This is a genomic window from Marinomonas pontica (assembly GCF_026191375.1).
Taxonomy (GTDB): domain Bacteria; phylum Pseudomonadota; class Gammaproteobacteria; order Pseudomonadales; family Marinomonadaceae; genus Marinomonas; species Marinomonas pontica.
In genome coordinates this window covers 54,410-67,584 of the sequence record NZ_JAODTL010000038.1, presented here as the reverse complement: position 1 = coordinate 67,584, position 13,175 = coordinate 54,410, and the positions used below count along the sequence as shown (strand labels likewise).

The window sequence follows — 13,175 nt, the reverse complement described above, 5'->3', positions numbered from 1 at the left end:
TTGTACAACAACCAACTTGGGTAATATAAGCCTTTATGAATTGCGAACACCCTCAGTATAAAGACTAAAGAGACAGCGTAAATCGAGTTAAACTCATGTGTGTCGGTACGTTTTTTTCAAGTAGTACAAGCAGTAAAGCCCCTAAAAAAGCAGGCGTTGCATAAAACTCACGCCCCAACACCAAAGGCGGACGATGGCTCAAGACATCACGAATAATACCACCAGCCACACCAGTAATGATTCCCATCGTAATGGCGATGGTTGGCGGAAAGCCTAAAAGCAACACCTTTTCGGTTGCCACAACAGTAAATAAAGCTAAACCAAACGAATCGGCATAATGAAAAACCGTCTGTCTGTCTTCAATAAACCGCACCGTAAAAAACGCCAATGCAGACGACAAAAACGCCACCCATAAATACGAAGTGTCTTTCACCCAATAAACCGTTTCGACAGACAGCACCGTATCACGAATCGTACCTCCGCCTAATGACGTCACCATTCCCAGAAACACAACACTAAATAGATCCATGTCTTTTTTGCCAGACGAAATCACCCCCGTAATGGCAAACGCAGCAATCCCAAACATACCCAAAAGATATAGCAACATTCTTATTCTTCTCGAATTAACCTAAGCAGAAACCCAATCGCCTGCACCCAGGCGCTTCAACACAACAAAATCGTCCAAAACAACAAACTCAGTCACGCTGGTAAAGCCCACATCAATGCGGTGACATTGCTCCAACGGCCACTGACACAACAAACTAACAAAGACTTTAATTACCCCTGAATGCGCCACCACCACACAGTTATCCATAGGCAAGTCGCGCACCGATAGCCACCACGTCCAAACGCGATTGGTCACCACCTGCAACGACTCTCCATGATAAGGTGCGCTATGGACAATATCACTCGCCCATGAATCGATTTCGGCTTTTGGGATATCCTGCCAACACAGCCCCTCCCACTGCCCAAAATCTAACTCTTTTAATGCATCAACCGAATGAGAACGTGCATCACTTATGTACTCAGCAAGCCTTGCCGCTCGAATTAAAGGGCTGTGAAAACACGCATTCGACGCATTATCAAAGTTTATACCGAGGCGAGCTTTTAAAGCCGCAGCCCCTGCTTCCCAACCGTCTGCTAACGGTACATCCATGTCGCCATAACACAAACCTTGCTTAACATCCGGTCTCGGGTGACGAATCAAATACAACTTCATGAATACGACACCAACAAACAGACAATGACAAAAATCTCACCAATCTGCTCACTCGCCCCCAATGTATCGCCATTGAAACCAGCAATTTTTTTACGCAGGTAAAAGCGAATCAATGCCACTACAACAAGACAAAACAGCAAGGTAACAAGAAGATCAAATAGACTAAATGCCACGATTCCAACCAGCAAACAGGGCAATAACGCGACCAACCAGTGACTGGACGTTAGCTTAGCAATCATACTCGACGCTTTACTTTGTCCCATGGTCACATAGTCCAACGTGTGCATTAATAACAATGGAAACACCCGCGCGATGACATGCACCACACACCAAGCGCTCAAGGTATAAATAAAGCCTAAAAATGAATTGGGAATACTGTCTAATAACTCAGTCAACAAGAGCCATTTTAACGACAAAGCAAACCAAATCGACAACGCCGCGTAACTGCCAATACGCGAGTCTTTCATAATCGCCAAACGCTGCTCTTTGTCCCAACCACCAACCAAGCCATCGCAACTGTCCATCAAACCGTCTTCATGAAATCCACCGGTTAATAGCACAGCGGTCAACAGCATCAACAATGCCTGCAACGCAGATGACCAATCAAACCACAATGGCCAAGCACTCAATAGTGCAACCACCAGTCCAATCCATGGTAAAAAGCACACCGCTGGGATGTGCTTTATCTCGTCACTCCAATCCACCTTCAGCGGAATTCGAGTATAAGTAACAAGGCTACGTTTAAAGCCTTGCCAATAGGGACCAACAAGAACGCCTTTCATAATGGGCTATGTTTACCTAATTATTCGTACGACTGATATTATTTAGAATCGGTGACGCCAGCGCTTTCAAAGCTCGCCATTTTATTCAAAAATGCACAGGCACTTTGGATCAAAGGATAGGCCAAAATAGCGCCAGAACCTTCACCCAAGCGCAAATCCAAAGACAAAATAGGCTCGGCCTTCAAATGACTCAGCAACATTTTGTGGGCTTTTTCATTTGATTGGTGCGCAAAAACCGCGTATTCACGCACATCAGGCGCCACTTTTTGAGCGAACAACAACGCGACTGAACAGATAAAACCATCCACCACAAACACCGTTTGACGCTGAGCCGATTGCAACATCGCGCCTGCCATAGCCAGAATCTCAAAGCCGCCAACTTGTTCTGCCAGTGTTTGCGCACTCCAGTCAGACATCAATTGGCCAGTTTCTTTTTCCGCACGCTGTAATGATTGCTCAATAATACGTGCTTTGTGCGAAACCCCAGCAGAATCCAGTCCTGTACCACGCCCAGCACTGTCCTCGGCGCTCACACCAATCAACGCCGTCATCATGCAAGACGACACGCACGTGTTACCAATGCCCATTTCACCGAACATCAATAGGTTCACGCCCTTGTCAATTGCCAAATTCGCTTCGTCAACGCCAGCTTGAAGGGCTTGCTCTAACTGTGTGCTCGTCATGGCTGCCTGTTGACTGAAATCTTGCGAAGAAAACGCCACTTTGCGAGCACCCAATAAAGGATGCGCTTCCAGCTCAGCATTCACCCCCACATCAACAATGCGCAATGGCACGTTATGTTGTTCGCAAAACACACTCACCGCCGCGCCGCCCATTAGAAAGTTCATCACCATTTGAGGTGTGACTTCTTGTGGAAACAAACTGATGCCTTGTGCTACCACGCCATGATCCGCCGCAAAAATGATCATCTGCGGTTTTGACACATCGGGCGTTGTCGTTTGCTGAATTTTGCCAAGCTGAAACGCAATGCTTTCCAACTCACCCAGCGCACCTAACGGTTTGGTTTTATTGTCGATTTTGTGTTGTAGCTCGGCTTCAATACGCACCGAGGGTGCTTGAATAGTAAACTGCTTAAACAAGGCTTTGTGCCCCTTAACCTTTGGCCTTAACAGCGCGCTGACGCACGACTTCGTAGAGACAAACGCCTGTCGCTACGGACACATTCAAACTAGAAACCACACCAGCCATAGGCAGCTTCACTAAATAGTCGCATTGCTCGCGAGTTAAACGACGCATGCCATCACCTTCTGCGCCCATCACAATCGCTGTTGGAATGGTTAAGTCTTGCTCGTAAATGGTTTGTGTTGCTTCGCCCGCGGTGCCAAAAATCCACACACCCTGGTCTTGTAACTTCTTCATCGTACGAGCAAGGTTCGTTACGGCATAAACAGGAATGCTTTCTGCAGCACCACAAGCCACCTTGCTGACCGTCGCATTCAGTGGCGCAGAGTTGTCTTTTGGCATCACCACAGCATGAGCACCTGCCGCATCGGCACTTCGCAAGCACGCGCCTAAATTATGAGGGTCGGTCACACCATCTAAAATAATGATCAGCGGAGTCTCATCCAAACCACCAATCAAAGTATGCAAATCGGCTTCGTTACCAGCCTTGTTCATCGTGGTGTAAGCCACCACACCCTGGTGAACCACGCGGTCTTTGCTGGAGGTAAACAATTGGTCTAAGTCTCGACGAGCAACCACGCTGTAACGCACTTTATTGGTTTTACAAAGCTGTACTAAACGTTGGTTTTTTTTATCGTCACGGCCTTCTTGAAAACGCACTTCTTTGATGCGTTCTGGCTGTTGGTTTAACGCGTTTTCCACGGCATGAATACCGTATATCCATTCTAAATCTGACATTATCTACTCTATTAATTTGGGGGCATACGCCCCCTTTTATTCATTTATTTGTTTATCTAGAAAGTTCAATTTTCAATGTCTGATCAATCTTTTGCTTTTGGCTTAGCATTGCTTTTTTCGGCTTCTTAGGCTTTTTCGGCTTCTTAACCGCCGCAGTTGGCTTACCGTTTGCTGACACCGTGCCCGATTTCTTCTGCCTAATGCGTTTGCCTTTAGACACTGGCGAACGGCGTTTTTTCTTTGCTTTACCGTCTGAACCTTTGCCGTCTTTGGAGTTATCCTCTTTAGAGGTTTTATCGTCTTTGGATTTATCTCCGCTTACTTTTGCTGCCGTCTTAGGCTTAGGTCGACCGCCTAATTCAATCGGTGGCAATTGCGCCAATTGCATTTCCAATTCGGTCATATCGTTGCGCTCCACCTTTTTACGTGGTGGTCGGCCGCCGTTATCATCCAAGCTCAAATCAATTTTGCGCTGTTCTAAGTTCACATTAGATACGCGAACTTTCAACGTGTCACCAAGGCGGAAGACACGACCTGTGCGTTCACCAACAATCGCCTGATGTTCCATATCGTGAACAAAATAATCTTGTCCAAGACCAGAAATATGCACCAAACCATCAACAAACAAGCCTTGCAACTCGACGAATAAACCAAACGACGTCACTGCTGTGACAACCCCGTCAAACGGTTCGCCCAAATGCTGTTCCACGTATTGGCATTTCAACCAGGCTTCTACGTCACGAGTGGCTTCATCTGCACGGCGCTCGGTCAAGGAACAAGAATCCCCTAAACCGTCCATATCCGCGTGGTTATAACCATAGATTTTGCGTTCTTTCAGTTCTGGGCTGCCAGCGACACGATGCGCCTGACGCACAGCCGGACGGCCTTCACCACGAATCAAATAACGAATCGCGCGATGAACTAACAAATCTGGGTAACGACGAATAGGTGACGTAAAGTGCGTATAAGCTTCATAATTTAAACCAAAGTGACCCAAATTATCGGCTTGATACACAGCTTGAGACATAGAGCGTAGCATCATAGTTTGAATACTACGGGCATCCGCTCGGTCTTTAATACTTTCAGACAAGGCCGCGTAATCTGCTGGCGTTGGTTTAGTACCGCCCGTTAGCTCTAATCCCAATAAACCAAGATAAGTGCGTAGCGTTAACAAACGGTCGTCTTTTGGCCCTTCGTGAACACGGAACAAGGCCGGCAAATCGGCTTTGATCAATAACTCTGCCGCCGCTACGTTAGCGCACAACATACATTCTTCGATCAATTTATGAGCGTCATTACGCTCGACAGGAACAATGTGTTCAATTTTGGAGTTCTCGTCAAACACCATGCGCGTTTCGGTGGTATCGAACTCCATCGCGCCGCGCTCATCACGCGCGCCTTTTAGGACCTGATACAAACCTTTCAAATCATCAATGTGCGACACAATGGACGCATAACGCTCACGCAGCTCAACACCTTGCTCTTCTGGCTCGTCTGCGATCATTTTCGCGACCTTGGTGTAAGTCAAACGGGCATGGGAACGGATCAAACCTTCATAAAATTTGAAACCACGCATCTTGCCTTTGCTCGTCAAAGACACTTCTGCAACCATCGCCAAACGATCTACGTCTGGGTTTAATGAACAAAGGCCGTTCGACAAAACTTCTGGCAACATAGGAATAACGCGACCGGGGAAATACACCGAATTACCGCGAACAATCGCTTCTTCATCCAGCGCTGTGTCTTTCTTCACATAATGAGAGACATCGGCAATGGCAACAAATAACTTCCAGCCACCCGGCGTTTTTTCACAATATACCGCATCATCAAAGTCGCGCGCGTCTTCACCATCAATGGTAACAAACGGTGTCTCACGCAAATCCACGCGATGCGCTTTGTCTTCTTCTGCTACTTCTGTGCTGAAGTTTTTGATTTGCTTTTCAACCGCGGCTGGCCACTCGTTAGGAATTTCGTAACGGTGCATCGCCACTTCAATTTCAACGCCCGGTGCCATAAAGTCACCCAAGACTTTCTTCACCAAACCTTGGGCTGGTTTACCGCGCTCAGCGTAGCTAACAATTTCAGCCAACACGTATTGACCATGAGTCGGCGTTAAACCTGATTCTGTAGTGATCAAGATATCTTGTGCGATACGTGGGTTTTCAGGTGTGACGAAAGCGGTACGGCTTTCTTCATAGTATCGGCCAACAAGTTGCGTGTGCTTACGTTCTAGCACCTCAACCACGACACCATCTAAGCGACCTTTAACGCTACGACCAGAAAGGCGTGCTTTGACTTTATCGCCATCCATCACGTTCTGCATTTGACGGGCAGATAGGAAAATATCGTCATCGCTTTGACGCAGCAAGAAACCATGACCTTCTTTATTGCCTTGGACGTAACCTTCGATCAGGTCACTCTCTAAAATCGGCGAGTATTCGTCATTTTGGTTGCTGGTCATTTGATTGTCTCGGCACATAGCGATGAGACGGCGACGGAGGGCTTCGATTTCGTCTTCGCCAGTCAGCGAAAACTCTTTGCATAAATCTAAGTGACCCATGCTTTTATTCTGGGTGGCAAGAAACTCTAGAATGAATTCACGGCTTGGTACGGGATTATCGTACTTAGACGCTTCTCGCTGCATGTGGGGATCGTTAATTTTTTTATTACTCAATGTATTTTTATCCTTGGTTTTTTCAATAAGACGCCCTTTTATAAAATAGAAATATGAACATCTCACTATTCAGAACGCTCGGTATTCGTTTGTCACGTCTGCCGAATGACGGATGCGTTCAATTAGTTGTCATTATAGAGCATATTCAACAAATACTCTCCCAGTTCACGCTGCTCTTAACATTATCTTCACACTCTCTTAGAGCGAATTTGGTAATTACACAACAAACAGGCATCTAAACCGGTGACTTCGTCACATTTATCTGACATTTGTAATGCCATTTTGAACTAACTGAAATATTTTTATGCCATTTTTGTGTGTTTTTCATGCAAAAAACAGGAATCCATCGAATAATTCGATTACTTCTCAGCATCCGTTCACTGTCTGTGCCGCACCAAATTCATTTCAGCCATCACTTTGGTGGAAATTTCTTCCACAGACAGTTTCGTCGAATTTAAAAATGGAATACGTTCTTGGCGATAAAGAGACTCTACTTCATCCACTTCATAGCGACACTGGCGCGACGATGCGTATTTACTCGCCGCCATACGACCGGTGCGAATTTCATGCAATCGCTGGGCATCGATGGTCAAACCAAACAGCTTTTTCTTGTGATCTTTTAAGACTTTTGGCAAACCTGGAGAAGAAAAATCGTCTTCGGTGATGGGGTAGTTAGCGGCTTTAATACCGTATTGCATTGCGAGATACAAACTGGTCGGCGTTTTACCGGAGCGCGACACGCCAAGTAGGATAATATCGGCTTCGGCAAAATTCTTTACCGACGCCCCGTCATCGTTCGCCAAAGCGTAGTTTATCGCGTCAATTCGGCCATCATAAACGCCCTCTTTCATACCATGCGCTTTCTGTGCGGTTGGCTGTGCTTTCACGCCCAAGGCTTGCTCAATCGGCGACAGTAAATCCCCAAAAAGGTTGTAACAATGGCAGTCACAAGACTCGATAATATCGCGGATCGCCACATCGGCAATGGTATAAAAAACCAACAAAGCAACCCCTTCCTTCATTTCCAGATTGATCTGTTGTTTTAGCCCTTCCGCCTGATCTTTTGTGATCAAAAAAGGCACACTTTTTGTCTCTACCGCCACATCAAAAAACGACAACATTGCCGAACCAAATACCTCAGCGGTAATCGCCGTTCCATCAGAGACAAAATACACTTTCATTCAATATTCACCTGTTTTGTTGTTATCTAACGACATTCGTTTTTTCGATTGAAATAAAACTACATCGAATAATCGATTTTATTCGAAGCAACGCACCTACATACAATGAACCCAGATCAAGTGCTTTGACAAGTACTTGGTGTACTAGGAAAAACTGGCTAAATACTATTCCTGCCATTCATTTATAAAAAAAAACTGGAGTCTCTAGTGAGCAAGTTTATTAAGTGGTTTAAAGATCTTCATATGGAAGATGTCGGTGAAGTTGGCGGCAAGAACGCCTCTTTGGGTGAAATGATTTCCAACCTGACAGACCTTGGTATTCAAGTACCAAACGGTTTCGCAACCACTTCCTATGCTTATCAAAGCTTCATCACTGAAAGCGGCCTAGACGAAAAAATCCATCAAGCATTAGATGCATTGGACGTAGACGATGTTCACGCCCTTGCTGAAACGGGCGTGAAAATTCGCCAATGGATCGAAGAGGCGACTTTCTCTGCCGAATTTGACCAAGAAATCGAAGCGGCTTTCGCAACGCTTTGCGATGACAACACAGACGACACGTCATTTGCCGTACGCTCTTCTGCCACCGCGGAAGATTTACCAGACGCGTCTTTCGCAGGCCAGCAAGAAACTTTCCTAAACGTGAAAGGCTTGGCAGACATCAAAGCATCGATCAAACGCGTGTTTGCTTCCCTCTTTAACGACCGTGCGATTTCTTACCGCGTTCACCAAGGCTTTGAACACCAAGGTGTGTCTTTGTCCGCAGGCATTCAAAAAATGGTACGCAGTGACATCGGTGCGTCTGGCGTCTTGTTTACCCTAGACACAGAATCCGGCTTTGACGAAGTGGTTTTCATCACCGCCGCTTACGGCCTTGGCGAAATGGTTGTACAAGGCACCGTAAACCCAGACGAATACTACGTTCACAAGCCAACACTGGCCGCCAATCGCCCGGCGGTTGTGCGCAAGAGCCTAAGCAGCAAAGCACAAAAAATGGAATACGCCGAAGCTGGCAGCGAAGAATTCGTTAAAATCGTCCCAGTAGCCTTGGACGACCAGAACCGCTTCGCCCTAACCAACGACGAAATCCAAGACCTTGCTCGCCAAGCCTGCATTATCGAAAAACACTACAAGCGCCCAATGGACATTGAATGGGCGAAAGACGGCATCGACGGCAAGATCTACATTGTTCAAGCGCGACCAGAAACCGTTCGTAGCCAAGCCAACGCCCAAAGCATGGAACGTTACAACCTGAAGAAAACCTCTCAGGTAATGATCACTGGCCGCGCCATTGGTCACAAAATCGGCACAGGCGCCGTAAAAGTATTGTCTTCTATTACCGAAATGGATCGCATCCAACCGGGCGACGTTCTGGTTACCGACATTACCGATCCAGATTGGGAACCCATCATGAAGCGCGCTTCTGCGATTGTTACCAACCGTGGTGGTCGTACTTGTCACGCGGCGATCATCGCACGTGAACTCGGTATTCCAGCCGTTGTTGGTTGTGGCGACGCAACAGACGTATTGAAAGATGGCCAAATAGTCACTGTATCTTGCTCACAAGGCGACATGGGCTTTGTTTACCAAGGCGAACTGCCATTCGACATCATCACCTCTGAAGTCGGCAACATGCCAGAACTGCCAGTGAAAATCATGATGAACGTGGGCAACCCAAACCGCGCGTTTGACTTTGCCATGTTACCAAACGCTGGCATAGGCTTGGCTCGCTTAGAATTCATCATCAACCGCATGATCGGCATTCACCCGAAAGCCTTGTTGAACTACGCAGACATGACACCCGCGTTGCAAGAAGAGATCAACCACCGCATCGCCGGCTACAACAGCCCAGTGGAATTCTACGTCGACAAACTGGTCGAAGGCGTCGCAACACTGGCTTGCTCTTTCTCTAAGAAGCCAGTCATCGTGCGCTTGTCTGACTTCAAATCAAACGAATACCACAACCTAGTTGGCGGTCCATTGTTTGAACCAGACGAAGAAAACCCAATGCTTGGTTTCCGTGGCGCAGCGCGCTACATCGACGACTCGTTCCGCGACTGCTTCGCCCTAGAATGTGAAGCCATCCGCCGCGTTCGTAACGACATGGGCTTAACCAACGTACAAATCATGATCCCATTTGTTCGTACCTTGGAAGAAGCCCAACAAGTCACCGAACTGCTAGCTGAACAAGGCTTGGCTCGCGGTGAAAACGGCCTGAAAGTCATCATGATGTGCGAACTGCCGTCCAACGCCCTATTGGCTGACGAGTTCCTACAATACTTCGACGGCTTCTCAATCGGCTCTAACGACTTGACTCAGCTAACACTCGGACTTGACCGCGACTCAGGATTGATCGCAGACAAATTCGACGAACGTAACCCAGCTGTGAAAAAACTGCTAAAAATGGCCATCACCGCCTGTCGTGAACAAGGCAAATACGTTGGAATCTGCGGCCAAGGCCCATCTGACCACGCCGACTTCGCCGACTGGCTTGTCGCCCAAGGCATCGAAAGCATGTCTCTTAACCCAGACACCGTCATCGAAACCTGGCTACACCTTGATGAAGTGCTAAAAAGCACCGAATTGAACAACAAAGCCATTTAACAAAACATTCCTGTTTCATCGACATGATTCAACAGGAAAACCCACTGCGTTTGGTGTTGTATTAAATAATACGGCACCGGATCAGAATGCTGTGTAACAACAGCGCGTGACTTTATCGTTGTCACTCCCTAGTTTTATAGCCCCGCTTTGCGGGGCTTTTTTTAGTCCCTTCCCCTTTCTTCAAGGGAGGGTTAGGGAGGGGTTTCTTTGGTTCCATTCAAACCCTTTGTATTCCCAACCTTTTGTTCCGCTCTGCTGAGCGGGTAACTTTTGCCCAGATCCACAAAAGTTACCAAAAAGTCTCTTTATCGGGCTATCGCCCAAACGTCTGATTCACACTGTTTATTATTAAGTTTGGCATCACGATTTACATCGTAAGGAATAGATTGTTTATTTGGTAGGAGATGGCTCGTCAAACAATGACTCTGAAACTCCATAGAGTCGCGCAATCGGGATTGCGTCGAACTGACTTTATTGGTATTTCAAAGATAAAAGGTAATGGTTACAAATCACCAAGTCCCTTCCCCTTTTGTCTTCAAGGGGAAGGCGGAGGATGGGGTTAATCTCTTCTTCGGGTTCCATTCAAACACCTTGTATTCCCAACCTTTATTCCGCTCTGCTGAGCGGGTAACTTTTGTCCAGATCCACAAAAGTAACCAAAAAGTCTCTTTGTCGGGCTTTCGCCCAAACGTCTGATTCACACTGTTTTACGTTAGCTTTAGCAAGACGATTTATATCGTAAGGCATAAATTGTTTATTCGGTGGGAGATAGCTCGCCAAACAAGGACTCTGAAACTCCATAATGTCGCGCAATCGGGATTGCGTCGAACAAACTAAATAAGACATTCTAAGAAATTGCTAAATTAAGCTATGGTGGAAAACCAAGTTTTTAAAATCTTATTAAATACTCTACTACATTCACTGCCTATCACTTAGCTTAACTTTTCTTAAAAAAAATGGCTGCCAATCCAAAGAAGCAGGCCCCTTGTCGCCAATAATCGGAGTTAGGTTTTTAGTTGCAATCCTTAGCTCACCCTTAATTGTATAAACGTAAATAATTATTTTAATAAGGAGGTCTTTATTCTGAGCATTTTCCATAAATAGTTTTGGTATAGGTATAGCCAAAAGTTCGCACCCACCAGCTTTTAAAGAACATGGAACTTCATTTAAATTCAATTCAGGATAAGCTCGATTAGAGGAATTTTCGGAAAAGTCAACTTCTACCGATTGAATTAATAAATCTCGATTTCCATTATTGAAAACTCCAATTTCGCAAATGTTGTCCAAGGTATTAGGATCTGGGTCATTAGTCCATTTTGCAACTGTAGCAACTAAGCTATGTTTATTATGAAAAAGCGTAAAATAAAAAGTTAATACAGAAATAATTAATGCAAAAACTGAAATCCCAATTGATATTGATTCTACCGTCATTATAACCTCCGCATGGCTTTATATATGGGTCAATGTACTTGCTCACATCATTCAAAACAATCGATTCCCCACGGTCTCTAGGCATCGCATTCCCCCACTTTATGAAGAAAAAAGAAGTTATTAAAGATCTTAAGCGAATTTTTGCTTCCCTTTAGACTTAAGTTCTGTGCGCTTAAAAAAAGTTACCCGCTCAGCTTTTTCCCGAATTAAAAAGCGGAAATAAAGGTCGGAAATACAAAGCGTTTGAATAGAACCAATAACCCCATCTTCCGTCTTCCCCTTGAAAAGGGAGGAAACTAAGACCTTAATAAAGCCAACGCCCTTTCCACACAAATAGCCGAATGCGCGTCATTCGCCGCATAGAGGATCTGGTTTTCTTTCAGTGGATACGCGCCCCAGTTGGATTTTTGGGCGCCTTTACCAAGGCGTTTTCCCAGCATCATGGCGACGGCGGCGCGGGCGCCGATGCTGTTTTTCTCTCCAGCAAGTTGCTTTAAGGTGACGGATAAGTCTTGCGTATTGGTGATGTCGATGTTGAGTTTATTGCGCAGTTCTTTGTTGTCGTCTTTGATGCCGAAGCCAATTTTTTTGATATTTTGGTTGGTCAGTATTTGCTTGGCAGCCGCTACCGCACAGGGAAATCGTGTTGGGAAAAGGAAAGCGGTTGTTTCCGTCGCTAGTTGAATCAGCGAAGGGCCGGGGCTAACTTGGCCTTTTTGGAAAATCGGTTTGCTTTCGGTGTCGAAGCCAAGCCGAGATTCCGTTAACAATACGTGCAAAGCGTCCATCGCCTGCTGCTCATTTTCAACGATGTAGATATTAGAAAGACCAAGGCCAATGTACAAAGGCAATGCGCTGATCTGTTCCTTGGTCGGACGTTCCATTCTGTGTCTCTTTTGTTGCGTTAGGCTTTTTTCAGATCAAACAATACGTCGTGAATCTCTGCCTTTAGTTCTTTGTCGATTATCTTGTTGCTGTGAATTTTAGCTTGTTCTAGGTATTCAATGGCACCCGCGTTGTCGCCAAGCTCTAGTTTCAATTGCGCTGCCGAAAAGCCGATGGAGGAAAGGTAATCTTTGGAGTTTATAGCGGCGGCTTTTTCTAAGGCTTTATCGTAGATGACAATGGCTTGCTCTAAGTCGTCGGTAAAGTCGCCTAGGGTTTCCCACTGCACTGGGTGGTCTTTGTCTGTGCCGTCGTTGTCATCACAGATGGTTTTTAATTCTTGGTAATACCCATCAAAACCCGCTTGGTCTTTTTTATTGGCGCAGGTCATTAGTTCTTTGGCGAGGTACAGGACTTCTTTGTATATTTTAGTGTTCATATTTTACTCAGCATGTAATCTTCAATAGCGTATTAGGGGGCATGGTAATTTTAATACGCTATTTATGACAGCTTTTCAT

General features: G+C 45.9%; 11 protein-coding genes. 1 reads left to right on the top strand and 10 read right to left on the bottom strand.

Features of this window, described 5'->3' with window-relative positions; translation table 11 throughout:
• Nucleotides 1-64: 64 nt before the first annotated feature.
• From N5P32_RS09430 to N5P32_RS09400, 7 genes are all read right to left on the bottom strand, one after another.
• Complete coding sequence (locus N5P32_RS09430; RefSeq protein ID WP_265728833.1) at nt 65-607, bottom strand: trimeric intracellular cation channel family protein; 543 nt, start codon at nt 605-607, stop codon at nt 65-67.
• Nucleotides 608-628: 21 nt separating this feature from the next.
• Nucleotides 629-1,219, bottom strand: coding sequence for a histidine phosphatase family protein (locus tag N5P32_RS09425; protein ID WP_265728832.1), 591 nt, complete (start codon nt 1,217-1,219; stop codon nt 629-631).
• Nucleotides 1,216-2,001: an adenosylcobinamide-GDP ribazoletransferase gene (locus N5P32_RS09420; RefSeq protein ID WP_265728831.1), complete on the bottom strand. Its 786-nt coding sequence runs from the start codon at nt 1,999-2,001 to the stop codon at nt 1,216-1,218. The genes N5P32_RS09425 and N5P32_RS09420 overlap by 4 nt, the downstream gene beginning before the upstream one ends.
• A 38-nt stretch (nt 2,002-2,039) precedes the next feature.
• Nucleotides 2,040-3,101 carry a nicotinate-nucleotide--dimethylbenzimidazole phosphoribosyltransferase gene (cobT, locus tag N5P32_RS09415; RefSeq protein WP_265728830.1) on the bottom strand — a complete coding sequence of 354 codons (1,062 nt, stop codon included), beginning with the start codon at nt 3,099-3,101 and terminating at the stop codon, nt 2,040-2,042.
• 13 nt (nt 3,102-3,114) lie between these two features.
• Nucleotides 3,115-3,882, bottom strand: a complete 768-nt coding sequence (rlmB, locus tag N5P32_RS09410; RefSeq protein ID WP_265728829.1) for a 23S rRNA (guanosine(2251)-2'-O)-methyltransferase RlmB — start codon at nt 3,880-3,882, stop codon at nt 3,115-3,117.
• 52 nt (nt 3,883-3,934) lie between these two features.
• Nucleotides 3,935-6,556: a ribonuclease R gene (gene rnr, locus N5P32_RS09405; protein ID WP_265728828.1), complete on the bottom strand. Its 2,622-nt coding sequence runs from the start codon at nt 6,554-6,556 to the stop codon at nt 3,935-3,937.
• 377 nt (nt 6,557-6,933) lie between these two features.
• On the bottom strand, nt 6,934-7,737 hold the full coding sequence (locus N5P32_RS09400) for a pyruvate, water dikinase regulatory protein (protein WP_265728827.1): 804 nt from the start codon (nt 7,735-7,737) through the stop codon (nt 6,934-6,936).
• A 207-nt stretch (nt 7,738-7,944) separates the two neighbouring features.
• On the opposite strand from N5P32_RS09400, the gene ppsA reads away from it, so the two are divergent.
• On the top strand, nt 7,945-10,341 hold the full coding sequence (gene ppsA, locus N5P32_RS09395; protein WP_265728826.1) for a phosphoenolpyruvate synthase: 2,397 nt from the start codon (nt 7,945-7,947) through the stop codon (nt 10,339-10,341).
• Nucleotides 10,342-11,259: 918 nt separating this feature from the next.
• Here the strand turns inward: ppsA and N5P32_RS09390 are convergent.
• The 3 genes from N5P32_RS09390 to N5P32_RS09380 form a co-directional block, all read right to left on the bottom strand.
• Entirely contained in the window at nt 11,260-11,772 is a 513-nt protein-coding gene (locus N5P32_RS09390) for a hypothetical protein (RefSeq protein ID WP_265728825.1), read from the bottom strand.
• Between the two features lie 296 nt (nt 11,773-12,068).
• On the bottom strand, nt 12,069-12,656 hold the full coding sequence (locus N5P32_RS09385; RefSeq protein WP_265728824.1) for a 3'-5' exonuclease: 588 nt from the start codon (nt 12,654-12,656) through the stop codon (nt 12,069-12,071).
• A 20-nt stretch (nt 12,657-12,676) separates the two neighbouring features.
• Nucleotides 12,677-13,096, bottom strand: a complete 420-nt coding sequence (locus tag N5P32_RS09380) for a tetratricopeptide repeat protein (protein WP_265728823.1) — start codon at nt 13,094-13,096, stop codon at nt 12,677-12,679.
• Between the last annotated feature and the right edge of the window lie 79 nt (nt 13,097-13,175).

Excerpts from the sequence above, each read along its gene's own strand:
- rlmB (WP_265728829.1), bottom strand. The coding sequence starts at position 3,882 with ATGTCAGATTTAGAATGGATATACGGTATTCATGCCGTGGAAAACGCG.
- N5P32_RS09420 (WP_265728831.1), bottom strand. The coding sequence starts at position 2,001 with ATGAAAGGCGTTCTTGTTGGTCCCTATTGGCAAGGCTTTAAACGTAGC.
- N5P32_RS09425 (WP_265728832.1), bottom strand. The coding sequence starts at position 1,219 with ATGAAGTTGTATTTGATTCGTCACCCGAGACCGGATGTTAAGCAAGGT.
- N5P32_RS09430 (WP_265728833.1), bottom strand. The coding sequence starts at position 607 with ATGTTGCTATATCTTTTGGGTATGTTTGGGATTGCTGCGTTTGCCATT.
- N5P32_RS09385 (WP_265728824.1), bottom strand. The coding sequence starts at position 12,656 with ATGGAACGTCCGACCAAGGAACAGATCAGCGCATTGCCTTTGTACATT.
- N5P32_RS09380 (WP_265728823.1), bottom strand. The coding sequence starts at position 13,096 with ATGAACACTAAAATATACAAAGAAGTCCTGTACCTCGCCAAAGAACTA.
- N5P32_RS09390 (WP_265728825.1), bottom strand. The coding sequence starts at position 11,772 with ATGACGGTAGAATCAATATCAATTGGGATTTCAGTTTTTGCATTAATT.
- N5P32_RS09400 (WP_265728827.1), bottom strand. The coding sequence starts at position 7,737 with ATGAAAGTGTATTTTGTCTCTGATGGAACGGCGATTACCGCTGAGGTA.